Annotated in this window: 23 protein-coding genes and 1 pseudogene; 13 read left to right on the plus strand and 11 right to left on the minus strand. The window is 74.2% G+C overall.

Annotation, left to right across the window (positions count from 1 at the left end):
- Positions 1–131: 131 nt before the first annotated feature.
- Positions 132–1,127: an SCO1860 family LAETG-anchored protein gene (locus OG392_RS09120; protein WP_329277426.1), complete on the minus strand. Its 996-nt coding sequence runs from the start codon at positions 1,125–1,127 to the stop codon at positions 132–134.
- A gap of 312 nt (positions 1,128–1,439) precedes the next feature.
- Positions 1,440–2,159, minus strand: coding sequence for a siderophore-interacting protein (locus tag OG392_RS09125; RefSeq protein WP_329277428.1), 720 nt, complete (start codon positions 2,157–2,159; stop codon positions 1,440–1,442).
- 93 nt (positions 2,160–2,252) lie between these two features.
- Here OG392_RS09125 and OG392_RS09130 point away from each other — a divergent pair, with 93 nt between their 5' ends.
- Positions 2,253–4,457, plus strand: coding sequence for a penicillin acylase family protein (locus tag OG392_RS09130; protein WP_443055063.1), 2,205 nt, complete (start codon positions 2,253–2,255; stop codon positions 4,455–4,457).
- Complete coding sequence (locus OG392_RS09135) at positions 4,454–5,023, plus strand: GNAT family N-acetyltransferase (RefSeq protein ID WP_329277432.1); 570 nt, start codon at positions 4,454–4,456, stop codon at positions 5,021–5,023. Before OG392_RS09130 ends, OG392_RS09135 begins: the two co-directional genes overlap by 4 nt.
- Positions 5,024–5,110: 87 nt before the next feature.
- Here the strand turns inward: OG392_RS09135 and OG392_RS09140 are convergent, their stop codons facing one another.
- On the minus strand, positions 5,111–6,196 hold the full coding sequence (locus tag OG392_RS09140) for an amidohydrolase family protein (RefSeq protein ID WP_319308283.1): 1,086 nt from the start codon (positions 6,194–6,196) through the stop codon (positions 5,111–5,113).
- Between the two features lie 106 nt (positions 6,197–6,302).
- Between OG392_RS09140 and OG392_RS09145 the strand changes: the two genes are divergently transcribed.
- The gene (locus tag OG392_RS09145; RefSeq protein ID WP_329287153.1) at positions 6,303–7,406 is read left to right on the plus strand and encodes a pyridoxal-phosphate-dependent aminotransferase family protein; all 1,104 of its coding nucleotides are present in this window, start codon (positions 6,303–6,305) and stop codon (positions 7,404–7,406) included.
- A gap of 121 nt (positions 7,407–7,527) precedes the next feature.
- On the opposite strand, the gene OG392_RS09150 is transcribed toward OG392_RS09145, so the two are convergent.
- On the minus strand, positions 7,528–8,595 hold the full coding sequence (locus tag OG392_RS09150) for an alkene reductase (protein WP_329277436.1): 1,068 nt from the start codon (positions 8,593–8,595) through the stop codon (positions 7,528–7,530).
- Positions 8,596–8,712: 117 nt separating this feature from the next.
- On the opposite strand from OG392_RS09150, the gene OG392_RS09155 reads away from it, so the two are divergent.
- Positions 8,713–9,222, plus strand: coding sequence for a MarR family winged helix-turn-helix transcriptional regulator (locus OG392_RS09155; RefSeq protein ID WP_329277438.1), 510 nt, complete (start codon positions 8,713–8,715; stop codon positions 9,220–9,222).
- Between the two features lie 175 nt (positions 9,223–9,397).
- On the opposite strand, the gene OG392_RS09160 is transcribed toward OG392_RS09155, so the two are convergent.
- The 4 genes and pseudogenes from OG392_RS09160 to OG392_RS09175 form a co-directional block, all read right to left on the minus strand.
- Complete coding sequence (locus OG392_RS09160; RefSeq protein WP_329277441.1) at positions 9,398–10,456, minus strand: aminotransferase class V-fold PLP-dependent enzyme; 1,059 nt, start codon at positions 10,454–10,456, stop codon at positions 9,398–9,400.
- Positions 10,457–10,583: 127 nt separating this feature from the next.
- On the minus strand, positions 10,584–11,291 hold the full coding sequence (locus tag OG392_RS09165; protein WP_329277443.1) for a DsbA family oxidoreductase: 708 nt from the start codon (positions 11,289–11,291) through the stop codon (positions 10,584–10,586).
- Between the two features lie 73 nt (positions 11,292–11,364).
- A complete protein-coding gene (locus tag OG392_RS09170; RefSeq protein ID WP_329277445.1) occupies positions 11,365–11,841 on the minus strand; it encodes a GNAT family N-acetyltransferase in 477 nt (158 codons plus the stop codon).
- A gap of 6 nt (positions 11,842–11,847) precedes the next feature.
- Positions 11,848–12,513 (minus strand): annotated as a pseudogene (locus OG392_RS09175) (GlxA family transcriptional regulator); the annotation flags it as partial.
- 15 nt (positions 12,514–12,528) lie between these two features.
- Here OG392_RS09175 and OG392_RS09180 point away from each other — a divergent pair.
- Positions 12,529–12,837: a hypothetical protein gene (locus OG392_RS09180; RefSeq protein WP_329277447.1), complete on the plus strand. Its 309-nt coding sequence runs from the start codon at positions 12,529–12,531 to the stop codon at positions 12,835–12,837.
- A 19-nt stretch (positions 12,838–12,856) separates the two neighbouring features.
- On the opposite strand, the gene OG392_RS09185 is transcribed toward OG392_RS09180, so the two are convergent.
- Positions 12,857–13,771, minus strand: coding sequence for an AraC family transcriptional regulator (locus tag OG392_RS09185; RefSeq protein WP_329287157.1), 915 nt, complete (start codon positions 13,769–13,771; stop codon positions 12,857–12,859).
- Positions 13,772–13,872: 101 nt separating this feature from the next.
- Here OG392_RS09185 and OG392_RS09190 point away from each other — a divergent pair, with 101 nt between their 5' ends.
- Entirely contained in the window at positions 13,873–14,880 is a 1,008-nt protein-coding gene (locus OG392_RS09190; RefSeq protein ID WP_329277449.1) for a zinc-dependent alcohol dehydrogenase family protein, read from the plus strand.
- A 16-nt stretch (positions 14,881–14,896) separates the two neighbouring features.
- Here the strand turns inward: OG392_RS09190 and OG392_RS09195 are convergent, their stop codons facing one another.
- Positions 14,897–16,396 carry an aldehyde dehydrogenase (NADP(+)) gene (locus OG392_RS09195; protein ID WP_329277451.1) on the minus strand — a complete coding sequence of 500 codons (1,500 nt, stop codon included), beginning with the start codon at positions 16,394–16,396 and terminating at the stop codon, positions 14,897–14,899.
- Between the two features lie 146 nt (positions 16,397–16,542).
- Here OG392_RS09195 and OG392_RS09200 point away from each other — a divergent pair, with 146 nt between their 5' ends.
- Complete coding sequence (locus OG392_RS09200; RefSeq protein WP_329277453.1) at positions 16,543–17,313, plus strand: IclR family transcriptional regulator; 771 nt, start codon at positions 16,543–16,545, stop codon at positions 17,311–17,313.
- A gap of 72 nt (positions 17,314–17,385) precedes the next feature.
- Here OG392_RS09200 and OG392_RS09205 read toward each other — a convergent pair whose 3' ends face one another.
- Complete coding sequence (locus OG392_RS09205) at positions 17,386–17,883, minus strand: cupin domain-containing protein (RefSeq protein ID WP_329277455.1); 498 nt, start codon at positions 17,881–17,883, stop codon at positions 17,386–17,388.
- 228 nt (positions 17,884–18,111) lie between these two features.
- Here OG392_RS09205 and OG392_RS09210 point away from each other — a divergent pair, with 228 nt between their 5' ends.
- The 6 genes from OG392_RS09210 (at position 18,112) to OG392_RS09235 (ending at position 24,633) form a co-directional block, all read left to right on the plus strand.
- Positions 18,112–19,119, plus strand: coding sequence for a hypothetical protein (locus tag OG392_RS09210; protein WP_329277457.1), 1,008 nt, complete (start codon positions 18,112–18,114; stop codon positions 19,117–19,119).
- The gene (locus OG392_RS09215; RefSeq protein WP_329277459.1) at positions 19,116–20,363 is read left to right on the plus strand and encodes a sensor histidine kinase; all 1,248 of its coding nucleotides are present in this window, start codon (positions 19,116–19,118) and stop codon (positions 20,361–20,363) included. Before OG392_RS09210 ends, OG392_RS09215 begins: the two co-directional genes overlap by 4 nt.
- Complete coding sequence (locus OG392_RS09220; protein ID WP_329277461.1) at positions 20,360–21,019, plus strand: response regulator transcription factor; 660 nt, start codon at positions 20,360–20,362, stop codon at positions 21,017–21,019. The genes OG392_RS09215 and OG392_RS09220 overlap by 4 nt, the downstream gene beginning before the upstream one ends.
- A 171-nt stretch (positions 21,020–21,190) precedes the next feature.
- Entirely contained in the window at positions 21,191–22,639 is a 1,449-nt protein-coding gene (locus OG392_RS09225) for a peptidoglycan D,D-transpeptidase FtsI family protein (protein ID WP_329277463.1), read from the plus strand.
- A gap of 150 nt (positions 22,640–22,789) precedes the next feature.
- Positions 22,790–23,230 (plus strand): hypothetical protein, encoded by a 441-nt coding sequence (locus tag OG392_RS09230; RefSeq protein WP_329277465.1) that lies wholly within the window; start codon positions 22,790–22,792, stop codon positions 23,228–23,230.
- Between the two features lie 206 nt (positions 23,231–23,436).
- Positions 23,437–24,633, plus strand: a complete 1,197-nt coding sequence (locus OG392_RS09235) for an MFS transporter (protein WP_329277468.1) — start codon at positions 23,437–23,439, stop codon at positions 24,631–24,633.
- Positions 24,634–24,735 lie beyond the last annotated feature (102 nt).

Raw genomic sequence — 24,735 nt, forward strand, 5'->3', positions numbered from 1 at the left:
CAGGGGTCCGGGGAGGGCGACGTCGTCACCGTCGCCCTCCCCGGACCCGCGCTTCCCGCCGGAGGCTCCCCCCGGAGCCTCCGGCTCCGCACCCCCCGGCGCATGCCCCTGCGCGCCCCCCCCTCGGACCGTCAGCCTCGGGAGCGGGCGCGCGAGCGGGTCAGCGCGAGCGCGCCGCCGCCCGCCACGAGGAGCGCGAGCGCCCCGCCCGCGAGGTACGGGGTGGTGGAACTGCCGCCGGTCTCGGCGAGGTTCTGGGTGGGCGTGGTGCCGCCGTTGTCGGTCTTGATGCCGCCGGCGTCGCTCGGCTTCACCGAGGGCTCCGGCGTGGGCTGCTCGCTGGGCTCCTGGGTGGGCTGCCCGGTCGGCTCGCCGGTGGGCTCCTCGGTCGGCTTCTCCGTCGGGGCGGTGCCCTTGGGTGTCTCGCAGGTGGCCTCGGCGAGCGTCACGGTGCCGTTGACCTCGGCGACGCCGAGCTTCAACGGGTCGACCTCCACCTTGAGTTCGAGGGCGGTCGCCGCCGCCGTACGGGAGGTGGTGGAGGTGCGGGAGAGGTCGAGGGTGACCTGGCCGACGCCCGGCACGCTGACCTGGGTCCGGCCGCCGGCGGAGAGGGTGGTCTTCTTGCCGAAGACGGTGACGTGACCCAGGACGTTGGACTCGGCGACCGGCTTCCTCCCCACCTCGCACAGCGCCTTGGAGGTCACCTTCTCGACCTCGATGAGTGAGAGCAGCGGGAGTCCGGGGACGTGGACCCGGGCCTTGACGAGGTTCACGTATCCCTCGGCCTTCTCCTCGTCCACGGTCGCCTTCGAGGTGGCGACGTCGGCGGCGAGGACGTCGATCGGCTTGCCCCCCTCGGCGCCCTGCACCTTCACGGAGAGCGCGGTCTCGTTCTCGGTCTCCGGCGCCTTGACCTCGTTGAGGGAGACCCGCAGCGGCACGTCGACCGTCTTGCCGAGGAGGGATACGTCGAGACCGGTCCGCAGGACGACGGCGGTGGCGCGCCCTTCGCCGCCCGTGGCCTGTGCCGCCGGAGCCGCGAGGAGCACGGGGCCGACGGTCAGGGCGGCGACGGTCGCGGCGGCGGCACGGCGTCCGGGCGTGCGGAAGGTGTTGCTGTTCAAGATGGTGGAACCCCCACAAGAGACATGGCGTCGCCGGCCGCTCACCACGGGGACGGTGGGTCGGCGCGGCCTCGGCGACTTGAGACACCGGAATCTTTACGCACGGAGAGTGAACCGACAGTCGCCTGACGTGAGTTCACTCCAAAGGGGGGTTTCCGTGTTCATATTCGATTTTTTTCGACACAACCGTTCCCGGGAGTCCCGCGTCTTTCGCACGCGGGGGCATACAGCGGGTACCCCCGCGAAGGGTGTGAACGAGTCACCGCGCGCCGGGGTAACGGATCGTCAACCCGGCGCATCAGGCGGGGACGGTCAGCTCGCGCGCCAGTAGCCGAGCGCGTGGACACGCTCCTTGGGCAGCGCGAGCTCCTTGCGCGCGTACGTGGCGAGGGTCCGGGTGGTCGCGGTGTCGCAGGCGATCCAGACGTACGGGTCGGAGTCCGCGAGGGCGGGCAGCTCGGCCTTCACCCGGGCGACGAGGTCGACCCCGTCGCCCTGCCGGGGCACCCGCCGCAGTTCGTGGTGCTCGGGGTCGAGCCGGACGGGCAGCTCCTCGTCGGAGGCGTGCTGGGTCTCGAACCAGACGGTGGCGGGGACGCCGGGGAGGGCGTCGAGCAGCGAGTTGACGGCGGGCAGCGACGCCGGGTCGCCGACCACGAGGAGCCGGCCGGGGCGCGGCTCCGGGGCGTCGAAGCCGGTGCCCTGGAGGGTGGCCTCGACGGTGTCGCCCGGCGCGCAGGCGCGGGCCCAGCTGCTGGCGACGCCGTCGTGCAGGGCGAACTCCAGACTGAAGGTGCCCGCCTCCTGGTCGGGGTCGACCAGGGTGTACGCGCGCTGGTGCGGCTTGCCCGCGCTCTCGAACCAGATCCGGACCCACATCGTGGGGTGGATCCCGGCGGCGGCGAGCAGACCGCCGTCCGTGAGGTGCACCCTGCGGTAGTCCTCGGTGACCTGCTCGGCCCCCGTCACGGTGAACGTGAAGTCCTTGCCCCGCATCAGCCTGAGAACGGCACCCTGCCAGCCGTGACCCACCGCAATCCCCTCCCCTGAACTCCTGTAGATTAATTTAGGTCAGCCTAACCTAAGAAATCTGCAGGAGACATGGTCGACGACCATGTCGGACACATGGACGGGATCGGGGTCTCCGTGAGCATCGAGGTCTACCGGGACGCATGGGGCGTCCCCCATCTGCGCGCCGCGGACCAGGACGAACTCGCCTTCGCACAGGGCCGGGTCACCGCCCGCGACCGGGCCTGGCAGCTGGAGGTCGAACGGCACCGTGCCCAGGGCACCACGGCCGCCTTCCTCGGTGCCGCCGAGCTCGGCTGGGACACCTTCGCCCGGCGCTCCCGGCTCGCCGACACCGCGCGCCGCTGCTTCGAGCGGCTCGAGACGGAGGACCCGCGGACGGCGGCATGGGTCCGCGCCTACGTGGACGGGGTCAACGACGGCCTCGCGGAAGGCGCCGGGCGGGCGCCCGAGTTCGCCGCTACCGGCCTCGCGCCCGGCCGCTGGGAGCCGTGGACCCCGCTCGCCGTCTGGCTGACGACCCACATCCTGTTCGCCGGCTTCCCCACCAAGCTGTGGCGCGAGGAGGTCGCCCGGCGGCTCGGCGAGGAGTGGACGGAACTCTTCGCGACCGACGGGCCGGGGACCTCGGGCTCCAACGGCTGGCTGGTCGCGGGCGGCCGGACCGCGAGCGGGGCGGCCCTGGTGGCCGGCGACCCGCACCGCTTCATCGAGGCGCCCGGCGTCTACCAGCAGATCCGGCTCGCCTGCCCCGCGTACGACGTGGTGGGCATCGCCGTGCCCGGCATCCCCGGACTCGCCCACTTCGGCCACACCGGACCGGTGGCCTGGGCGATCACCAACGCCATGTCGGACTACCAGGACCTCTACCGGGAGCGGCTGCGGCGGCTCCCGGACGGCGGGGTGGAGGCGTACGGCCCCGAGGGCTGGCGTCCGGCGGCCAGGCACACCGAGACGATCGAGGTCGCGGGCGGGGAACCGGTCGTGGTCGAGGTGATCGAGACCGACCGGGGCCCGGTGATCATCGGTGTGGACGACGAGCCCGCGAGCGGGGCGCCGGAGGACGGGGGCCCGGAGGACCGGGACGCCCAGGACCGGGCCCCGGCCTGGGAGGCCGTCGCACTGCGGTACCCGCCGCGGGTCACCGGGGAGCTGGGTTTCGAGGTGCTGCCCGCGCTGCTGCGCGCCCGGACCGTCGCCGACGTGGACACGGCCCTCGACGGCTGGGTCGAACCGGTCAACGTCGTCATGGCCGCCGACACGGCCGGCGGTCTGCTGCACCGGGTGGCCGGCCGGGTGCCCGTACGGCACCGGGCGAACACGCTGCGGATCGTGCCCGCCTGGGACCCGGCACACGCCTGGGAGGACGCACCGGCGCCGCTGCCCCGCGCCGAGGTGGACGGGCACGCCGTGATGGCCAACGCCCGGGGCCTCGCCGCACCGCTGGGCATCGAGTTCGCCCCGCCGCACCGGGCGGACCGGATCGACGCGCTCCTCGGCGCCTCGGCGGACTGGACCCCGGAGAGCATCACCGCCGTCCACCGGGACACCGACAACCGCTCGGCGGCCCGCCTCCTGGCGGCCGTGGCGCGGGTGGGCGGCAGCGGAAGCGGGCAGGGCGGCTCCCCCGTCGGGCCCCTCTCCCCCGCCGGCCCCGACGGGCTCTCCCCCGCCGCCTCCGCCGTCCGCGACCGGCTGCTCGCCTGGGACCGGCGGATGGACGCGGAGAGCACCGACGCCGGCCTCTACGCCGCCGTGCGCGGGGCCGTCGTCCGCCGGTTCGCCGCCCACGAGGCCTTCGCGGCGCTGCGTGAACCCGCCCCGTACCCCGACGTGTTCCGCCCCTGGCTGGCCCTCGGGCCGCGCGTCGCCTACGCCCTGGAGACCCTGCTCGCGGCCGGGCCGGTGCCCGCCGCGGACGTCGACCGGATCGTGCGCGAGGCGCTCGACGAGATCGGCACCGGCGAGCCGCCGGCCGCCTGGGGCGTGACGCACCGGCTCGCGCCCTGGCAGGCGCTGCCCGACCCCGACGACGCCCAGTGGCCGGGGCTCGGCGGGGACCACGACTGCGTGCTCTCCACGTCCAGCGTGCCCGGGTGGACCGACCGCAGCGCCCGGGCGTCCGCCGCCCGCTACGTCTGGGACCTCGCCGACCGCGAACGGAGCGGCTGGATCGTGCCGTTCGGCGCGTCCGGCGTGCCCGGCGACCCCCACCACCGCGACCAGCTTCCGCTGTGGCTGAGGGGCGAACTCGCCCCCGTCACCACCGACTGGCAGAACCTCACCAAGGAGCAGGGATGACCACCGCCACCGCCGCCTACGTCCGGAGCGTCGACGGCTTCGGGACCGTCACGGTCCGGCCCGTCGAGCCCGAGCGCGACGCCGCGCTCCTGCACGCCTGGGTCAACGAGGAGCGGTCCCGCTTCTGGGGCATGGTCGGCACCACCGTCGAGCAGGTCCGGGACATCTACGCGCACCTCGACTCGCTCACCACCCACCACGGCTTCCTGGTGATCCTGGACGACGAGCCCGTCGCCCTGCTCCAGACGTACGACCCCGAGGCCGACCGCGTCAGCGAGTGCTACGAGGTGCGGCCCGGGGACATCGGCGCCCACTTCCTCATCGCGCCGAACGCGGCCCCGCGGCCGGGCTTCACCGGCAATCTCCTGTCGGTGCTCATCGCCTTCACGCTGCGGGACCACACCCGGGTGGTCGTGGAACCGGACGCCTCGAACGAGAAGGCCGTCGCACGCATGGTGCGAGCCGGGTTCGAGCTGGGCCCGGAAGTCGTGCTGCCCGAGGTGGACCTGCCGGAGGTCTTCATCCCCGCGAAGAAGGCCCGGCTGGCCTTCCTGAGCCGCCGCTGATCGGCCCACGCCGGGCAGGCGGGATCCAGGGGTCCGAAGCCGATCCCCGGGATCCAGGGGGTCCGGAGCCGATCCGCCGGGCAGGCCCTACCCCACCACCCGCCCGTTGACGACGACCCGGCGCGGCGCCGCGAGGACGCGGACGTCCGCGCGCGGGTCCTCGCCGTAGACGACGAGGTCGGCAGGGGCGCCCTCCTCCAGGGAGGGACGGCCCAGCCAGGCCCTGGCTCCCCAGGCGGTGGCCGCGAGCGCGTCGATCGGCGGGATGCCGGCCTTCGTCAGCTCCTCCACCTCCTCGGCGACCAGGCCGTGGGCGAGGGAGCCGCCCGCGTCGGTGCCGACGAAGACCGGGACGCCCGCGTCGAAGGCGGCGCGCACGGTGTCATAACGGCGCTCGTGCAGCCTCCGCATATGGGCCGACCAGCGGGGGAACTTCTCCTCGCCGCCGTCGGCGAGATGCGGGAAGGTCGCGATGTTGACCAGGGTCGGGACGATCGCGACGCCCCGCTCGGCGAAGAGCGGGATGGTGTCCTCGGTCAGGCCGGTGGCGTGCTCGACGCAGTCGATGCCGGCCTCGACGAGGTCGCGGAGCGAGTCCTCGGCGAAGCAGTGCGCGGTGACCCGGGCGCCGAGCCGGTGGGCCTCGGCGATGGCCGCCTCGACCTCGGCGCGCGGCCAGCAGGCCGTGAGGTCGCCGGCCTCGCGGTCGATCCAGTCGCCGACGAGCTTGACCCAGCCGTCGCCGCGCCGGGCCTCGCGGCCGACGTACGCGACGAGGTCGGCGGGCTCGATCTCGTGGGCGTAGTTGCGGATGTAGCGACGGGTGCGGGCGATGTGCCGTCCCGCGCGGATGATCTTCGGCAGATCCTCCCGCTCGTCGATCCAGCGGGTGTCGGAGGGCGAACCCGCGTCCCGGATCAGGAGGGTGCCCGCGTCCCGGTCGGTGAGGGCCTGCTTCTCGCTGGTCGCCTCGTCGACGGGGCCGTGCCGGTCGAGGCCGACGTGGCAGTGGGCGTCGACGAGTCCGGGCAGCACCCAGCCCTCGACGGTGACCGCCTCGGCGGCGGGCCGGTCGAAGGTGACCCTGCCGTCGACGCACCACAGCTCGTCCCGTACGTCCTCGGGGCCGACGAGCACCCGACCCTTCACGTGCAGCACCGCGTGATCACTCATGTCTGCACTGTACGAGGACGGGACCCCGGCCGGGGAGGGCCCCTCGGTACCCTGATCCGGAGTTCCGCCCGCACGAATCCGAGTCGAAGAAGGCACCGCCGTGACCGTGACACATCCGCTCCTGGACCTGGCCCCGCTGACCGCCGCGCATTTCGCGTCGATCGAGCGGCGGGTGGCCGCGCTGCTCTCCACGGAGCAGGACGTGGTGATCACCCAGGGCGAGGCGCTGCTCCCCCTGGAGGGGTGCATCCGCAGCGGTGCGCGGGCCGGTTCGACCGCCCTGAACGTGGTCACCGGGCCGTACGGGCAGACCTTCGGCAACTGGCTGCGGGACTGCGGCGCGACCGTGATCGACCTGGCGGTGCCCTTCCACACGGCGGTGACGGCCGCTCAGGTGGAGCAGGCGCTCGCCGCCCACCCGGAGATCGACTTCGTGTCCCTGGTGCACGCGGAGGCCGCGACCGGCAACACCAATCCGGTGGCGGAGATCGGTGAGGTCGTCCGGGCGCACGGCGCGCTGTTCTACCTGGACGCGGTGGCGTCGATCGGCGCCGAGCCGGTGCTGCCGGACGCCTGGGGCGTGGACATGTGCATCATCGGTGCGCAGAAGGCGATGGGCGGGCCCGCGGGCGTGTCGGCGGTGTCGGTGAGCGCGCGGGCGTGGGAGCGGTTCGCCGCCAACCCGGCCGCGCCGCGCCGCTCGTACCTCTCCCTCCTGGACTGGAAGGAGCGCTGGATCGACGGCGGCCGCAAGACGCTGCTGCACGCTCCGGCGCAGCTGGAGATGCTGGCCCTGGAGGCCTGCGTGGAGCGGATCGAGGCGGAGGGCCTGGACGCCCTGATGGCCCGGCACGCCTCCGCCGCGGCGGCGACCCGGGCGGGCGCGCTGGCCCTGGGCGGCGGCCTCGAGCCGTACGTGTACGAGGCGAAGGACGCGGCGCCGGTCGCGACGACGCTGCGCGTGCCGTCCGGGGTGGACGCCTCGGAGCTGGTGGCGAAGGCGCTGGCCGCCGATCCGTCGCTGCCGCTGATCGCGGGCGGCGGGGCGCTGGCCAAGGAGATGATCCGGGTCAACCACTACGGGGTGGACGCGACTCCGGGCGCCGTGCAGTCCTCGCTGGCGGCCCTGGGCGCGGCGCTCGGCGAGTCGGGCCGCCCGGTGGACCTGGAGGGCGCGCGCCGGGCGGTCACGGAGGCCTGGGCGGTCTGATCGGTCCGCGTGCGCCGGACCGCGTACGGGACGGGGAAGGGGCGGGGTCCGGTGCCGGACCCCGCCCCTTCCTCGCGTCCGTGTGCGCTCCGTACGCTCGTGGCGGCGGTGCGGCTCCGGACTACAGCGCCGGGTAGTCGGTGTAGCCGCGGTGGTCGCCGCCGAAGAAGGTCGCCGTGTCCGGGGTGTTGTACGGGCCGCCGGCCAGCAGGCGGGCGGGCAGGTCGGGGTTGGCGAGGAACAGGGCGCCGTACGCGACGAGGTCGGCGGTGCCGTCCTCGATCAGGGTCAGTGCCTCGGCGCCGGTCGGTCCCTCGGTGGAGGGGTTGAGGATGAACGTGCCGGTGAAGGCCTTGCGCAGGGCGAGGGTCAGCTCGCGGATCTCGGGCGCGGGCTCGGTGACGTGCAGGTACGCGATGCCGACGGGGTCGATCGCGGCGACGAGGGCGGGGTAGAGCTCCTCGGGGTCGGTCTCGGCGATGTCGTTGTACGTGTTGGCCGGGGAGATCCGCAGGCCGGTGCGCTCCGGGCCGATCTCGGCGGCGACGGCCTTGACGACCTCGACGGCGAGGCGGATGCGGTTCTCGACGGTGCCGCCCCACTCGTCGGTGCGGTGGTTGGAGCCGGAGGCGAGGAACTGCTGGATCAGATAGCCGTTGGCGCCGTGGATCTCGACGCCGTCGAAGCCGGCGTCGACGGCGTTGCGGGCGGCCTCGGCGAACCCGGCGATCGTCTCCCCGATCTCGTCGGCGGTGAGTTCGCGCGGGGCGACGAAGTCGATGAGCCCGGTGCCGGCGAAGAGCTGCCCCTTGGGGGCGACGGCGGACGGGCCGACGGGGTGGAGGCCGTCACCGAGGACGACGGGGTGGCTGATCCGGCCCGCGTGCATGAGCTGGACGAAGATCTTTCCGCCGCGTTCGTGGACGGCGTCGGTGACCTCGCGCCAGGCGGCGACCTGTTCGGCGCTGTGCAGGCCGGGGGTGTTGGGGTAGCCCTGCCCGACGGCGCTCGGCTGGGTGCCCTCGGTGATGATGAGGCCGGCCGAGGCGCGCTGGGCGTAGTACTCGGCGACGAGCGCGGTGGGGGTGCGGGTGTCCCCCTCGGCGCGGCTGCGGGTCATCGGGGCCATCGCGATGCGGTTGGCGAGGCGGGTTCCCGCGAGGTCCACGGGGTCGAAGGCGGTGGTCATGGCTGTCCCCTTCACACATTTATGTGGTCGGCCAAGTATCTGGTCCGGATGCCACTGTAACCCATTGATTGGCCGGCCAAGGTAATCTGTGGGGAGAGCCTTCACGAGGAGCCCGCGATGTCAGGAACCGACCCCGTCTGTACCGGGACGACACCCTCCGCCGCCCACGGCGGTCCCGTCAGCGTCGCCCTGGCGCGGGTGGCCCGGATGCACCGGATCGCCGCCGGACGGCGGCTGCGGGAGCTCGGCCTCTACCCGGGCCAGGAGATGATGCTGATGCGGCTCTGGGACTGCGGACCGGCCCGCCAGTCCGAGCTGATCCAGTCCCTGGGCCTCGACGCCTCGACGGTGACCAAGATGCTCCAGCGCATGGAGCACTGCGGCCTCGTCCTGCGCCGCCCGGACCCCGCCGACCGGCGTGCGGTCCTGGTCGAGGCGACGGACGAGGGGCGGTCGCTGCGTGCCGGCGTCGAGGGCGTCTGGTCCGACCTGGAGCAGGCCTCCCTGAGCGGGCTCGGCCCGGACGACCGGGCCGAGCTGTCACGGCTCCTCGGCCTCGTGGCCGACAACCTGCGCGAGGAGGCGGGCGAGGCGGGCGAGTGCCCGGCCCCGCCGGGCGGCTGCTGAGCGGGACACCCCGGAGGAACGGCGCGCCCTCGCGGGGACGTGCCCGCGAGGTACGGCACCCTCGTGGGGACAGCGCCCGCGAGGCACGGCACCCTCGTGAGGACGGCGCCCGCCCGGCCCGGCGTGCCCCCGGCGCCTCGCGCGCGCGTGGCCCCGGGGACACGCCGTACGGACGTCAGCCCGCCAGGGCCTCCAGCGCGCGGTCCACGTCCGCCGCCGTGTTGTACAGGTGGAAGGACGCGCGCAGATTGCCCGCGCGGACGGAGAGCAGGACGTCGGCCTCGCGCAGCGCGTCCTCGCGGTCCCCGAGGCCGGGGACGGCGACGACCGCCGACTCGTCCATGACCGGCGCGTGACCGAGGGCGACGAGCCCGGCACGGAAGCGGGCCGCGAGCCCCTTGACGTGGGCCTCGATCCGCTCGATGCCGATCTCCTCCAGGAGCGCGAGCGAGCGAGCCGCCCCGTAGTACGAGAGGAACGCCGCGGGCTCGTCGAAACGGCGTGCGCTGCGGGCCAGTTCGCGGACCGGGCCGTAGCTGTTCACCCACATCTCCTCGCCGGTCACCCAGTTGGCGTGGATCGCGAGGAGCGAGTCCTGCGCCTCCTCGGTGACGGTGAGGAAGGAGGCCCCACGCGGGCAGAGCAGGTACTTGTAGCCGCCGGCGACCGTGTAGTCCCACTCCCCGGCCCGCAGCGGCAGCCAGCCGGCCGACTGGGTGGCGTCCAGGAGGGTGCGGGCGCCGTGCGCGGCGGCCGCCGCCCGGACCGCCGCGAAGTCCGCGGTCCGGCCGTCCGCCGACTGCACGGCCGAGAAGGCGACGAGCGCGGTGTCGGGGCCGACGGACTCGGCGAGCCGGTCCAGGGGCACGAACCGGGTCTTGAGGTCGCCGCGGATCGTGAAGGGGGTGATGACGGAGGAGAAGTCGCCCTCGGGGAAGAGGATCTCGGACCCGGCGGGCATCGACTGGGCGATCATGCCGCAGTGCACGGCGACCGAGCTGCCGACCGCGACGCGCTCGGGCGCGACGTCCACGAGCCGGGCGTAGGTGGCGCGGGCCTCGTTCACGACCTCGAAGTCCCCGGCGCCGCCCGGGCGTCCGGCGGCGGTCTCCTCCGCGAGGGCCACGACGGCCTCGATCGCGCGTCGGGGCAGCAGCCCGCAGGCGGAGGTGTTGAGGTAGGTGTTCCTGGGCGCGAACTCGGCGCCCCCGAGGGGCTTTTCCAGAGGATCCATGCCCCCACCCTGGATTCCCCGCGATCACCCGTCAATCGGGTTCGATCGTGGGGAATCCCCAAGCCGCGCTTATCGCCGCAGGTGGGAGGGGATGTGGATGATCATGCCCCGTACCGGATCTGGGCGGTCACGCGCCCGGGACCTCGCAGCCGCCGTCGGTGTCGCAGACCGCCGCGTCGCCGCCGACGGTCTGGAGGACCCGGCCCTGCCAGGCCTGTTCGAGGGCCTGGGTGAAGACCTCGGCGGGCTGGCCGCCGGAGATGCCGTAGCGGCGGTCGAGCACGAAGAACGGCACGCCGTTCGCGCCGAGTTCGGCGGCCTCGCGCTCGTCCTCGCGTACGGCGTCGGCGTAGGCGGAGTCGTCGGCGAGGACGGCACGCACCTCGGCTTCGTCCAGGCCGGCCTCGACACCCAGCGTCACCAGGGTCTCGGCGTCGAAGACGGAGCGCTCCTCGGCGAAGTTGGCGCGGTAGGCCAGGTCCAGGAGCTCGTTCTGCAGCCCGCGGTCCTTGGCGAGGTGGAGCAGCCGGTGGATGTCGAAGGTGTTGCCGTGGTCGCGGCCGTCGGTGCGGTAGCCGAGGCCCTCGGAGTGCGCGTTGGACGCGACGTGCGCCTCCATGGCGCGGGCCTCGTCGAGGGTGCGGCCGTACTTCTCGGCGAGCATCGCCAGGACGGGGCCGGTGTCGCCCTTGGCGCGGTTCGGGTCGAGCTCGAAGGAGCGGTGCACGACCTCGATGTCCTCGCGGTGGGCGAAGGCCTCCAGGCCCTTCTCGAAGCGGGCCTTGCCTATGTAGCACCAGGGGCAGGCGATGTCGCTCCAGATCTCGACGCGCATGTGACTTCTCTCCGGGGTTGGGCGGCGGGGTGTTCGCGGTGTTCTGCGGCGACAACGACCCCACCGGCGGATTTCATTCCGTTTCCGGTTCCAGTGTGAGCCGGAGCACGAGGTGGTCGCCGTCGCGCGGGTTCTCCGGGTCGGGGGTCCAGCCGCGGGCGGCGTAGAAGGCCCGGGCGCGTCCGTTCTTCTCGAAGACCTCCAGGCGCACCTCGGTCACCCCGGCGGCCCGCCATCCGTCGACGCAGGCCGTGTGGAGTTCGGTGCCGACGCCGCCGCGCCAGCGGGCGGGGAGGACGTGGAGCTGGGTGAGGTGCATGAGGCCGTCGCGCTCCCCGTAGGCGGCGATGCCCGCCAGCTCCCCGTCCCGTACGGCGCACAGGACCGCCCCGCGCCCGACGGCGGCGGCCCAGCCGGCCCGGGAGCGGGCGATCTCCTCGGGCCCGAGGAAGTCGGCGTCGGGGATGTGACCGCGGTAGTAGGTGGCGCGGGCCTCGGTGTGGAGGGCGACGACGGCGTCGAGATCGGCGGAGGTGGCGAGTCGGATCATGGTTCTTCAGGACGCGCGGGACGGCGGGACGGTTGCGGCGGGTGCTCGCGCGGTGACCGACGGGGTGGTCGCGGACGGCGTGGTCCCGGTCGTGGCGGCTGCCGCCGGGACCGTGCCGTCCGCGGCCGGTCCGGCCGCGGACGGCAGGCGGCTGAAGGAGGACCGGTAGGCGCTGGGGGTGAGGCCCGTGCGGCCCAGGAGGTGCCGGCGCAGGGAGTCCCCCGTACCCAGGCCGCTCGCGCGGGCCACCCCGTCCATGGCGAGCGAGGTGGTCTCCAGGAGCTCCTTCGCCCGCTCCACGCGCTGGTGCAGCAGCCACTGGAGCGGGCTGACGCCGGTCTCGGCGTGGAAGCGGCGGGAGAGGGTCCGGACGGAGACGCCGGCGTGCCGGGCGAGGTCGGTGAGCCCGAGCGGTTCGTCGAGGTGTTCCATCGCCCACGCGCGCGTGGCGGCGAAGGAGACCCCGCGCTCGGGCGGCAGCGGGGTCTGGGTGAACTGGGTCTGGCCGCCGGGCCGCACGGGCGCCACGAGGGCGAGCCGGGCGACCGTGTTGGCGACGGCGGCGCCGTAGTCGGCGCGGATGACGTGCAGGCAGAGGTCGATGCCCGCCGCGTATCCGGAGGAGGTCAGCACGCGCCCGTCCTGGACGAACAGCACGTCGTCCTGGAGGTCGCGCACACCTCGCGGGTGGCCCAGGCCGTCCTCCTGGTCCCCCTCGCCCTGGGCGCGGGCTTCTCGCTGCCGCCACTGATCGCCTCGATGATGGAGGCCGTGCCGCCGGACCGCGCGGGTACGGCGGCGGGCCTCCTGAACGCGGTCCGGCAGACGGCGGGCGCGCTCGCGATCGCGGTCTTCGGCTCCCTGGCGGCCACGTCGACGGAATCGGCGCTCCGGACGAGTCTCCTGATCAGCGCGTCCTTCCTCACGCTGACGACCCTGGCCTCCCTCCGCCTGCCGGGCAGCCGGGGCCGGGCGGAGGACCGGGCCGGCGGGTGACCGGGGCCGGCTCCCGGGCTCAGGCCCCCTTTCGGTACTGCCCCGGTGCCAGGCCGTACGCGCGCTTGAAGGCCTTGGCGAAGGCGAACTCCGATGAGTAGCCGGAACGTTGGGCGATGGCGCGGAGAGGCAGGTCTGCGGTGCGGAGGAGGCGCCCCGCCGTGGTCATGCGCCACCAGGTGAGGTACGCGAGGGGGGCGCGGCCGACCAGCGCGGTGAAGCGGCGGGCGAACGCGGCGCGGGAGAGGCCGGTCAGGGCGCCGAGTTCCTCGACCGTCCACGCGCGCGCGGGGTCGCAGTGGAGGGCGCGGAGGGCGCCGGCGACCACCGGGTCGCCGAGGGCGGCCGACCAGCCGGTGGAGCGGTCGGCGCGTTCGGTGAGCCACCAGGTGCGCAGCAGGTAGAGCAGGAGGGTGTCGAGCAGGGCGGGGACGATCGCGTCGGATCCCGGCTGGGGTTCGGCGAGTTCGGCGCCGAGCAGGTCGACGGCGGCGCGCAGCCGGGGATGGGCGCCGACCCGGGCGGGGATGTGCACGTACGGCGGCAGCTCGGTGAGGAGCGGGTGGGCGCGGGCGCGGCTGAGCTGGTAGGCGCCGCACAGGAGCAGGGTCTCCTCCGCGTCGACCGGGCCGCGGACGGGCGGGGTGGGCCAGGAGCCGTCGGGGGCGGGCACGGCGTCGACGAGCGGGGTGCCGGGCCGGTCGGCGAGGCCGTGGCCGGTGCCGTGGGCGAGGAGGACGACGTCTCCGGGGCCGAGCCGGACGGGGGCGGCGCCCTCCGGGGGCAGCAGCCAGGCCGTGCCCTGGAGGACGACGTGGAATCCGGCGCCCTCGCTCGCCGGGAAGCGGATGCCCCAGGGGGCGAAGTTGACCGTGCGGGAGGAGTGGGGCCGCCCGGTGCGCATGGCGGCGATGGCATCGCTCAGTACGTCCATCCCGGCACCGTACTCCTCGTCGGCGGGGGCGAGACGATCGGACATCAGGAGGAGCGATGAGGACATGGATCGTCTCGCCTCGCGCGCCTAGCGTCTTGTTCATGACGACAACAGGAATGACCACGAGGGCAGTTCTCTTCCACGAGACGGGAGGGCCCGAGGTCCTCACCGTGGAGGAGGTCGCACTGCCGGCCCCCGGGCCCGGCGAGGTGCTCGTCCGGGTCGAGGCGATCGGGCTGAATCGCGCCGAGGCGCTGTTCCGCGCGGGCACCTACCACTACCCGGCGACCCTGCCGGGTTCGCGGCTGGGCTATGAGGCGGCGGGGGTCGTCGAGGCGGTCGGGGCCGGAGTCACGGCGTACGCCCCGGGTGATCCGGTCATGGCGGCGGCCAACTTCGACTTCGGCGTCCACGGGGTGTACGCGGAGCGGGTGGCGCTTCCGGAGGAGTACCTGGTGGCCCGGCCCGCGGGGGTGGACGCGGTGACGGCCGCGGCGGTCTGGCTGACGTACTTCACCGCGTACGGCGGCATGGTGCTGACCGGCGGTCTCGGCGCCGGCGACCACGTGCTGATCACGGGGGCGTCCAGCGGGGTGGGAACGGCCGCGATCCAGACGGCGCTGCGCGTCGGGGCGGTTCCGGTCGCGGCCACGCGGGGTGAGGGGAAGCGGAAGCGGCTCCTGGAGCTCGGCGCCGCGGAGGTGATCGCGACGGACACCGAGGACGTGGTCGAGGAGGTGCGGCGGATCACCGGCGGGGCGGGCGCGGACCTCGTCTTCGACGCGGTGGGCGGGCCCGGGTTCGCCCGGCTCGGCGACGCGCTGCGGCCCGGCGGCACGGCCGTGCTGTACGGCTGGCAGGACCCGCGGCCGGTGGCCCTGTCGGCCAACTGGCCGCAGACGGTCCACACGTACGCCAACGGGGCGCTCGCCCGGACCGAGGAGGGGCGTCGCCGCGCGGCCGGGTTCATCGGTGCGGGGCTGCGCGAGGGCACCCTGGCGCCGGTGATCGCCGAGACCTTCGACGGTCTGGAGCGGATCACCGACGCCCATCGGCTCATGGAGTCCAACACGCACTTCGGGAAGATCGTGGTGCGCGTCGGAGGCTGAACACCGGCGTCCGGGCTCAGTGGCGGGGCAGACCCAGGGGGTTGTCGTCGCGGAGCTCCGGCGGGAGCAGGTGGTCGGGGGTCGACTGGTAGGTGACCGGGCGCAGCCAGCGCTCGATCGCGGTCGCGCCGACCGAGGTGGCGGTGGAGGTGGTGGCCGGGTAGGGGCCGCCGTGGTGCTGGGCGGCGGCGACGGCGACGCCGGTGGGCCAGCCGTTGACGAGGACGCGGCCGGCGAGCGGGGTGAGTTCGGCGAGGAGCGGGGCCGCGTCCTCGTCCTGGCCCCGCTCGGCGATGTGCAGGGTGGCGGTGAGGTTCCCGGGCACCCGCGCGAGGGCCTCGGTGATCTCCGTACGGGAGTCGTAGCGGGCGACGACGGTGACCGGGCCGAAGCACTCCTCCGTGAGGTCCCGGTGGTCGCCGTCGACCAGGGTCCGGACCGCGACCGTCACGAAGCCGGCCTTGACCGTGTGCGGGCCGCCGGCGGCGGGGTGGACCGGTGCGGTGACGCCGTCGTTCATCACCATCTCGTAGGTGTGGGTGAGGAACCTGCCCCGCATCCGGCGGTCGAGCATCACGGCCGGCTCGGTGTCGCGCAGGGCGTCCGTCAGCGCCTCCACGAACCGGTCGCCCGCCTCACCCGAGGGGGCCAGGACGAAGCCGGGCTTGGTGCAGAACTGGCCCGCGCCCATGGTCATGGAGCCGGCGAGCCCGGCGCCGATCTCCTCGGCCCGCTCCTCGACGGCGGCGGGGGTGAGCACCACCGGGTTGACGGAGCCGAGTTCGCCGTGGAAGGGGATGGGGACGGGCCGGGCGGCGGCCGCGTCGAAGAGGGCCCGTCCGCCGCGCACCGAGCCGGTGAAGCCGGCGGCCGCGACGAGCGGGTGGCGGACGAGCGCGACGCCCGCGTCGAAGCCGTGGACGAGGACGACGACGTCCTCGGGGAGGCCCGCCTTGGCGGCGGCCCTGCGCAGCAGCGCGGCGCAGAGTTCGGAGGTGGCCGGGTGGTCGGGGTGGGCCTTGATCACCACCGGGCAGCCGGCCGCGAGGGCGCTCGCGGTGTCGCCGCCGGGGACGGAGAAGGCGAGCGGGAAGTTGCTGGCGGCGTAGACGGCGACGACGCCGAGCGGGATCTTCCAGCGGCGCAGGTCTGGCCGGGGCGGGATGGCTCCGGGGTCGGGGAGGTCGATCCGGACGTCGAGGAAGGAACCGTCGTCGACGACCCCGGCGAAGGCCCTCAACTGGGCTGCGGTCCGCGCGAGTTCGCCGTTGAGCCGGACCGGCCCGAGGGCGGTCTCGGCGTCCGCGGTCGCGACGACCTGCTCGCCGGCCTCCTGGAGGAGGTCGGCGGCGGTACGGAGGAAGGCGGCCCGTACGGCCCGGTCGGCGAGGGCCTCACGGACCTCGTGCGCGGCCCGTACGGCCCGGTCGACGTCCTCCGTCGTGGCCTCCACCGCCACCTGCTCGCGCGGCTTCCCCGTCCGGGGGTCCACACTCCACACTGGTTCTGCCGCCACTGCCACGCCCCTGTTCGCTATTCTGAACACAGTTCCCGTGGATGAACACATCCGTACGGGACTCTAGGGACGGCCCGGCCGTCTCCACAAGGGGCCCTGTCCGGCCGGCCAGGGGACGACCGCACGACGGAAAAGGGGCGAGGGTCATGGCGATTGCCGACGCGGGCGGAGCGCAGGTGAAGTCCGCGGTGCGGACCGTGGAGCTGCTCGAATACTTCGCCGGACGCCCGGGGATGCACTCGCTCGCCGCCGTCCAGGAGGCCGTCGGCTACCCCAAGTCCAGCCTCTACATGCTGCTGCGCACCCTGGTCGAGCTGGGCTGGGTGGAGACGGACGCGACCGGCACGCGGTACGGCATCGGGGTGCGGGCACTGCTCGTCGGCACCTCGTACATCGACGGCGACGAGGTGGTGGCCGCCTCCCGGCCCACCCTGGACCGGCTCTCGGACGACACCACCGAGACCATCCACCTGGCACGGCTCGACGGCACCAACGTGGTGTACCTGGCGACCCGTCAGTCCCAGCACTACCTGCGGCCGTTCACCCGGGTCGGGCGCCGGCTGCCCGCCCACTCGACCTCGCTGGGCAAGGCGCTGCTCGCCACCCACACCGACGACCAGGTGCGCAAGCTGCTCCCGGAGACGCTCCCGGCGCTCACCGAGCACACCATCACCGACCGCGAGCAGCTCATCGAGGAACTGCGCGCCATCCGCGAGCAGGGCATCTCGGTGGACCGCGAGGAGAACACGCTGGGGCTGCGCTGCTTCGGCGTCGCCATCCCGTACCGGACCCCGGCGCGGGACGCGATCAGCTGCTCGGTGCCGGTGGCGCGACTGACCCCGGCGCACGAGCAGATGATCAAGGACGCGCTCTTCGACGCGCGGGACCGGCTGACGCTGGCGACCCGCCGCCTCTGAACGCGCGGCGGTGCGACCGCGTGATCACGCGGTCGCGCGGCCCGGCGACCGCGCGGCCCGGCGGGCATCCGCTCAGCCGCGCTCGGCGAGCGCCTTCTGCCAGACCGGGCTGTCCACGTAGTGGTTGTCGTACTGCTCCGAGGACGCCTTGATCTCCTCGAAGCTCGCCTCGCCCCGCATGACCCGGCCGAGCAGACGCAGGTAGTCGAAGCGGGCCATGCCGGGCGTGAAGACGAACAGCACGTCGGCCTCGGCGCCGGGCGCGGCCGCGAAGGCGTGCGCGGTGTGGGGCGGGACGAGCAGGAAGTCGCCCTTCTCCAGGACGGACAGCTCCTCGCCGACGAGGACCTGGAGCTGTCCGTCGATGACGTAGAACATCTCCGACGCCTTGGTGTGGAAGTGCGCCGGGGCGCCGACCGCCCCCTCGGCGAAGGTGGAGCGGTAGCTGGTGAGCTGTCCGCCGGTGGTGTCGGAGTCGGCGAGCAGGGTCATGACACTGCTGGGGTCCGCGGTGGTCTCGGCGGTCGCGGCACGGGTCAGGAGCGGGGCGAAGGGCGCGTTCTCGTTCATGATCACTACTCTAGAGGGCCATTGACCCCTGGGCAGGGTGCAATTGATCTAGAAGAACATGGGTCAATTCTCCCCCTCCGTGCCCCACGCCCCAGGGCTCTTCGCCACACTCCCGTCTTCGCCGGCAGGCGGAGGTCTGACGACAGGGGCTCCGCCTCCCCCGTGCGGCGGAGGCGGATCACCGGTGGGCAGGACGTGCCGCCCCGGTTCCGGCACGAGCCTGGAGCCATGACCGAGACCGCGCTCCACCGCTCCCCCGCACCCTCCCCCGCGCCCCGTGCGGAAGGCCGCGCCGGCCCCGCCCGCAGGGCCCTGCGCCTGCTCGCGATCCTCGCCTGCGTCCCGTACGTCTCGCTCAAGGCCGCCTGGATGGCGGGCAGTGAGATCGGCATCCCCGCCGGGAGCGTGCTCCTGGAACACCGCGACCTGCTGATCGTCGCCAACGCGGTCACCGTGCTGGCCGACGCCCTCGTGGTCGTCCTCGCCCTGCTCCTCACCCGGCCCTGGGGGCAGCGGGTGCCCGCCTGGCTCCTGGCGCTCCCGATGTGGGCGGCGACCGGGCTGCTCGCCCCGATCATGACCGGCTACCCGGCCCAGCTGGCGGTCGCGGCGCTGAGCGGCGACGAGGCGGCCGCCACGCCCGCCGAACCCTTCCTGGACTCCTGGGTCTTCGCCGTCGTCTACGGCGGCTTCATCCTCCAGGGCCTCTCCCTGGGCACCCTCTTCGCGCTGTACACGCGCGACCGCTGGGGCCACCTCCTGCGCGGCCGGCTCGGCGGGATCCCCGCGCGGGTCTCCGGGCCCGGGGTGCGGGCCACCGCCCTGGCCGGTGCCCTCCTCGCGCTCTTCCCCGCCGTGCTCCACGTGATGTGGCTGTCCGGCTCGACGCACGGCATGGCCGCCCGGCAGATCGCCGAGCGGGACGCCGACGCCGTCGTCCTGGAGGTCCAGTGGCTGGCCTTCCTCGTCGTCGCCGTGACCGCGACCCTCCTCCTGGTCCTGCGCCGGCCCGCCGCCCCGCGCGTGCGGACCGTCCTCTCCCTTGCCTGGGTCGGCACGGGCATGGTGGGCTGCTGGGGCGCCTACATGTCGCTGGTCGCGCTGATGCCGGAGACCGATCCCGCCAAGCACGTCACGGCCCTGATGCGGCTGGCCTACGCTGGCGAAATGATCACCGGACTCCTCCTCGCCGCCTGTCTGGCCGTCGTCCTGCGGCGACGGAGCGCCGCGGCGTGAGACGGAGCGCGGTCGCCCTCCTCGGGCAGCGGGCCCGGCGGCGCTGGCTCCATCTGATCGTGGGCGGCGCGCTGTTCATGCCGTTCTGGATGGTCGGCTCCGTGGTCGTGGGGGCGTTCCTCGGCGCGGGCGGCCTGTTCGCCGGGAGCCTCGCGGTGCAGTTCGGGGCGTACGCGGTGGGGCTGCCGCTGGTGGCGGTCGCCGCGCTGTTCCCGCTGGCCCGGCCGATGTCGGTGGCGGCGGCGCGGGCGCTGTGCGGGGTGCCGGCCGACCGGTTCGCGGACGGTCCGGCCCAGGGGCCGGAGGCGAAGGGCCGGACGGCGGGCTGGTTCACGCTGCACCTGGGCGCCGGGGCGCTGATCAGCGGGGCGACCCTCGCCCTGCCTCCGTTCGCGGTGTCGGTGATGGCGCTGCCGTTCTCGGCCGCGCTGCGGGAGTCGGAGCTGGGCCGGTTCTGGGGCCTCGACCGGCCCTGGTGGGTCTGGGCGGCGTTCCCGGCCGGTCTCCTGATGCTGCTCGGGCTCGCCGCCACGGCCGCCGCGACCGGGGCGCTGCTCGCCCGGGGCGCGCCCCGGCTGCTCGGGCCGAGCCCGGCGGACCGGCTCGCGGCGGCCGAACGGCGCGCGGCCGAGGCGGAGTCCCGCAACCGGCTGGCCCGGGAGCTGCACGACTCGGTCGGTCACGCGCTGAGCGCGGTCACCCTGCAGGCGGGGGCCGCCCGGCGGGTCCTGGACGGCGGTGACGGGGCGGACCTGGCGTTCGTCCGGGAGGCGCTCACCGCGATCGAGGAGACCACCCGGCGCACGGTCGGCGAACTGGACTGGGTCCTCGGGCTGCTGCGGCACGACGAGGACGCCGGGGAAGGACCGGGGCCCGGGCCGGGGCTCGACGCCCTGGAGGCCCTGGTGCGGGGAGCGGGGCCGGAGGTGGCGCTGACGGTGTCCGGCGACCTCGCCCCCGTACCGGAGACGCTGTCCCGTGAGGCGTACCGGATCGTTCAGGAAGGGCTGACGAACGCGGCCCGGCACGCGGGCGGGGAGCCCGTGTCCGTGCGGCTCGACGCCCGTACCGAGGAGTGGGAGATCGCCATGGAGAACCCCCTGCCCGCACGGCCGCCGGCCGCCCGGCCGAACGGCGGCCGCGGTCTGCGCGGGATCGCCGAACGGGCCCGGCTGCTCGGCGGCACTGCCGAGGCCGGTCCGGCGGACGGCGTCTGGCGCCTCGTGGTCAGGATCCCCCGATGAGCGCCCCCCTGCGGATCGTGCTCGCCGACGACGAGCGGATGGTGCGGACGGCCCTGCGGGTCATCCTCGACGCGGAGCCCGACCTGGAGGTCGTCGGCGAGGCGGCCACCGGCGCCGAGGCGGTGTCGGTGGTGCGGGCCGAGCGGCCGGACGTCGTCCTCATGGACGTGCGGATGCCGGAGATCGACGGGATCCGGGCGACCGAGCAGATCCTCGCGGGGATGGCGGAGCCGCCCCGGATCGTGGTGGTGACCACCTTCGAGAACGACGCGTACGTGTACGACGCGCTGCGCGTCGGCGCGGCCGGCTTCCTCCTCAAGCGCTCGGCGCCGGAGGACCTGGTGAGCGCGGTGCGGCTGGTCGCCCGGAGCGACTCGCTGCTCTACCCGGCGGCGGTACGGGGCCTGGCCGCCGAGCACGCCCGCAACCGGCCGCCCGTGGCACCGCCCTGGGTGGCGCGGCTCACCGAGCGGGAGGCGGAGGTGCTGCGCCTGGTGGCGACGGGCCTCACGAACGCGGAGATCGCGGCCCGGATGGGCGTCGGCGCGGCCACGGTCAAGACGCACGTGGCGTCGGTCCTGGCGAAGTCGGGCGCCCGCGACCGCACACAGGCCGTGATCCTGGCGTACGAGTCGGGGTTCGTCCGGACGGGGTGACGGCGGCCGGAGCGTCCCGCGCGCCGGGGTGGTGGCGGCGCGGGGGCGGCCGGAGCGTCCCGCGCGCCGGGTGACGGCGGCCACACGGCGGCCCGTCCCGCATGAAGGTTCGCTGAGAAACCGGCCACATCCGGAACGTCCCCCACCGGGCCGTTCGTCCCCCCAAGTGCGATGAACAAGACGATCAGGCGCACCTCGGTCTTCGTGCTGCTCCTGGTGCTCGCCCTGCTGGGCCGGGCCACCTGGGTGCAGGCGTACGAGGGGAAGGCGCTCGCGGACGACCAGAAGAACCGGCGGAAGACGATCGCGCAGTACGCGCAGCCGCTCGGGAACATCGTCGTGGCCGGTTCGCCGGTCACCGGCTCGAAGAAGACGGAGGGAACGGACCTCGAGTACCGCCGGACGTACACGGACGGCGCGCTGTACGCGGCGGTGACCGGCTACAGCTCGCAGGCGTACGGCGCCACCCAGCTGGAGGGCATCTACTCCGATGTCCTGGACGGCACCGACGACCGGCTGAAGAACCCGCTCGACGCCGTGACCCGGAAGCAGCAGCAGCCGGGCACGGTGATCACCACGATCGACCCGGACGTGCAGAAGGCCGCCTACCGGGCGCTCGGGGACACCAAGGGCGCGGCCGTCGCGGTGGATCCGGCGACCGGCCGTGTCCTCGCGATGGTCTCCACACCGTCCTACGACCCGTCGAAGATCTCCGGGACCTCGGACGGCGACACCTGGCAGGCGCTCACCACCGACGACGACAAGCCGCTGGTGAACCGCGCCCTCCGGCAGCCGCTGCCGCCCGGCTCGACCTTCAAACTGGTGGTCGCCGCGGCGGCCCTCGAGGACGGACTGTACGGCTCGGTGGACACGGCGACGAAGAGCCCCGACCCGTACACCCTGCCGAACACCCGGACCGTCCTGAAGAACGAGAACGCGTCCGCGCCCTGCGAGAACGCCACGATCCGCACGGCGCTCCGCTACTCCTGCAACAACGTCTTCGGCAAGATGGCGGCCGACCTGGGGCAGGACAAGGTGAAGGCGATGGCGGAGAAGTTCGGCTTCAACGACGCCGAACTCGACGTCCCGGTCCGCGCCTACGCGAGCGTGTACCCGTCCGGCATGGACGCGGCGCAGACGGCGCTGACCGGCATCGGCCAGTTCGACGTGACCGCCACCCCGCTGCAGATGGCGATGGTGTCGGCGGCGATCGCCAACGACGGTCTGCTGGCCGCGCCGCACATGGTGTCGGAGGTCGTCGACTCCGACGGCGACCCGCTGACGAGCTTCGAGGACGGCGACACCGAGCGGATCGTCTCCTCCTCGACAGCCGAGCAGCTGCGCAGCGCGATGCGGACCGTGGTCGAGGAGGGCACCGGCACCAACGCGGCCGTGCGCGGGGCCGAGGTGGGCGGAAAGACGGGTACCGCGCAGCACGGCGAGAACAACAGCAAGACGCCGTACGCCTGGTTCACCTCGTACGCGAAGTCCCCCTCCAACGGGAAGCAGGTCGCCGTCGCGGTGCTGATCGAGGACTCGGGCGCGGCCCGCTCCGAGGTCAGCGGCAACGGTCTGGCGGCTCCCGTGGCCCAGAAGATGATGGCGGCGGCGCTGAAGTAGGGCGACCGGAGCCGTGAAGTGAGGTGAGCGGGGCCCCGATTGGCCGTCGGGGCCCCGCACGCGATATGCAGGGTCACGCTCGCCACCGAGCACGCATTCGAACCCGTTCACCGAACCACTGATCCTGTACTCACCTCGCGGAGGACCGCCGTGCGCCTGCCCCGTTCCCTGTCCGGCTGGACGATCGCGGTCTTCGGCGTGCTCGCCGCCGCACTGGGTGTGGTGGGACTGGTCGTACCGGACGCGCTGCTCACGGTGATGGGCTTCGAGCCGGTCCCCGACGGCGCTCGCGCGGACGGCGACCACACCCTGGTCTTCCTCACCGCCTCCTCGATGGCCGCGCTCAACATGGGCGTCTACTACGTCCTCGCCGCGCTCGCCGACTGGAAGCCGTTCTTCCGCTGGACCGTCCCCTTCCGGCTGCTCACCTGCGCGGTCTTCACCCTCGCGGTCGTCAGTGGCCGCGCCCCCGCGGGCTTCCTGGGCGTCGGCCTGTGGGAAGGCCTCGGCGCGGTGGTGACGGGGCTCGCCCTGCGCTCCGAGAAGGCGCACGCGGAGCCTCCGTACGAGGGGCAGGGCGCCGGCGCGTGAGGCGCGAGGTGACGAGCGGCCGGTCGAACACGGGAGCCGGCGGTCGGTGCCGGACGACGACGCGCTGTGCGAGGCGGGCCGTGCAGCGCTGCGCGCGATCGAAGGCGGTGCCTCCCCGGATCCTTAGGGTCGGGGGCGCCGCGTCCCCTGCTCCTTAGGGAAGATGCCCGATCCCCCGGGGCCACCTCAGAGACCAGCCTGTGGCCATGCGCTGGTATCTGACAGGAATCGTCGTGTCCGGATTCGGTACGACGGCGATGTGGCTGGTCTCCGGGATCTGGGTCAAGTCTCTGACGGGCTCCGACAGTCTCGCGGCCCTGGCCGCCTTCGCCCTCTGGGCACCCGTTCTGCTCGGGCCGCTGCTCGGTACGCTCGCGGACCGGGTGCGGCGGCGGCCGCTCCTGATCGTCCTCGACCTCGCGGCGGCCGCGCTCCTCCCGGTCCTCCTGTGGGTGGACTCGGCGGACCGGGTGTGGCTGCTCTTCGCCGTCCTCGTCCTGTACGGGGCACAGGGCGCCGTCCACGAGGCGGCGGAGCAGGCCCTGGTGGCCACCGTGATGGACGAGAAGCGGCTCGGCACCTTCAACGGGCTGCGGATGACCGCGAACGAGTCGACGAAGCTGATCGCCCCGCTCGTGGCGGCGGGCCTCTTCGCCGCGTACGGCGGGGGGACCGTCGCGCTGCTCGACGCGGCGAGCTTCGCGCTCGCGGCGGGTCTCTTCGCGCTGATGCCCGTACGGGAGGAGCGTCCGGCACGGCCGGAGTCCCGGCACTGGTGGCGGGAGACCACGGAGGGCGCCCGGCTGCTCCGCGCCTCGCCGGTCCTGCGGCCGCTGGTGGCGACGGGCGCGTTCACGATGCTGCTCGCCGGGGTGAACGGGGCCGCGGTCTACGCGGTCGTCGACCGGGGGCTCGGGCACGCCCCCGCGTACGCCGGGCTGCTCTACGCGGTGCAGGGCGTCGGCTCGGTCCTCGCGGGCCTGGTCACCGGCCCGCTGCTGCGCCGGACACCCGAGCGGACGCTGGCCGCCGCCGGTCTCGCGCTGTTCGCGGTGGCGGTGGGCGTCCGGGCGCTGCCGTACGAGGCGACGGCCCTGGCGGCGAGCGCGGCCATCGGCCTGGGGCTGCCGTGGGTCCTCGTGGCGGTGGTGACGGCGGTGCAGCGGGAGGCGCCCCCGGAGGCGGTGGGCCGCGTGGCGGCGACCGCGCACACCCTGGTCATGGCCCCGAACGCGCTGGCCCTCGCCCTCGGCGCGGGCCTGGTCGCCCTGGTCGACGTCCGTGTCCTGCTGCCGCTGCTCGCGCTGGCGGGGGCGGGGTGGGCGGCGGCGGTCGCGGTACGGGGGCGGGGCGGGCGCGACCAGGGGACGCCCGCCCCGGACGCCACGGCGGCGGTCGGCTGACGGCCCTGCCCCCAGGGTCCCCCGGCCGGGCCGGGCGGCCCCGCCGCGCGCTCGCGGTGCGGGGCGACCGGTGGGCGGCGAGCATGGAAGAAAGCGCGGCGC

It is taken from the genome of Streptomyces sp. NBC_00691 (assembly GCF_036226665.1).
In the GTDB taxonomy this organism is placed as follows: domain Bacteria; phylum Actinomycetota; class Actinomycetes; order Streptomycetales; family Streptomycetaceae; genus Streptomyces.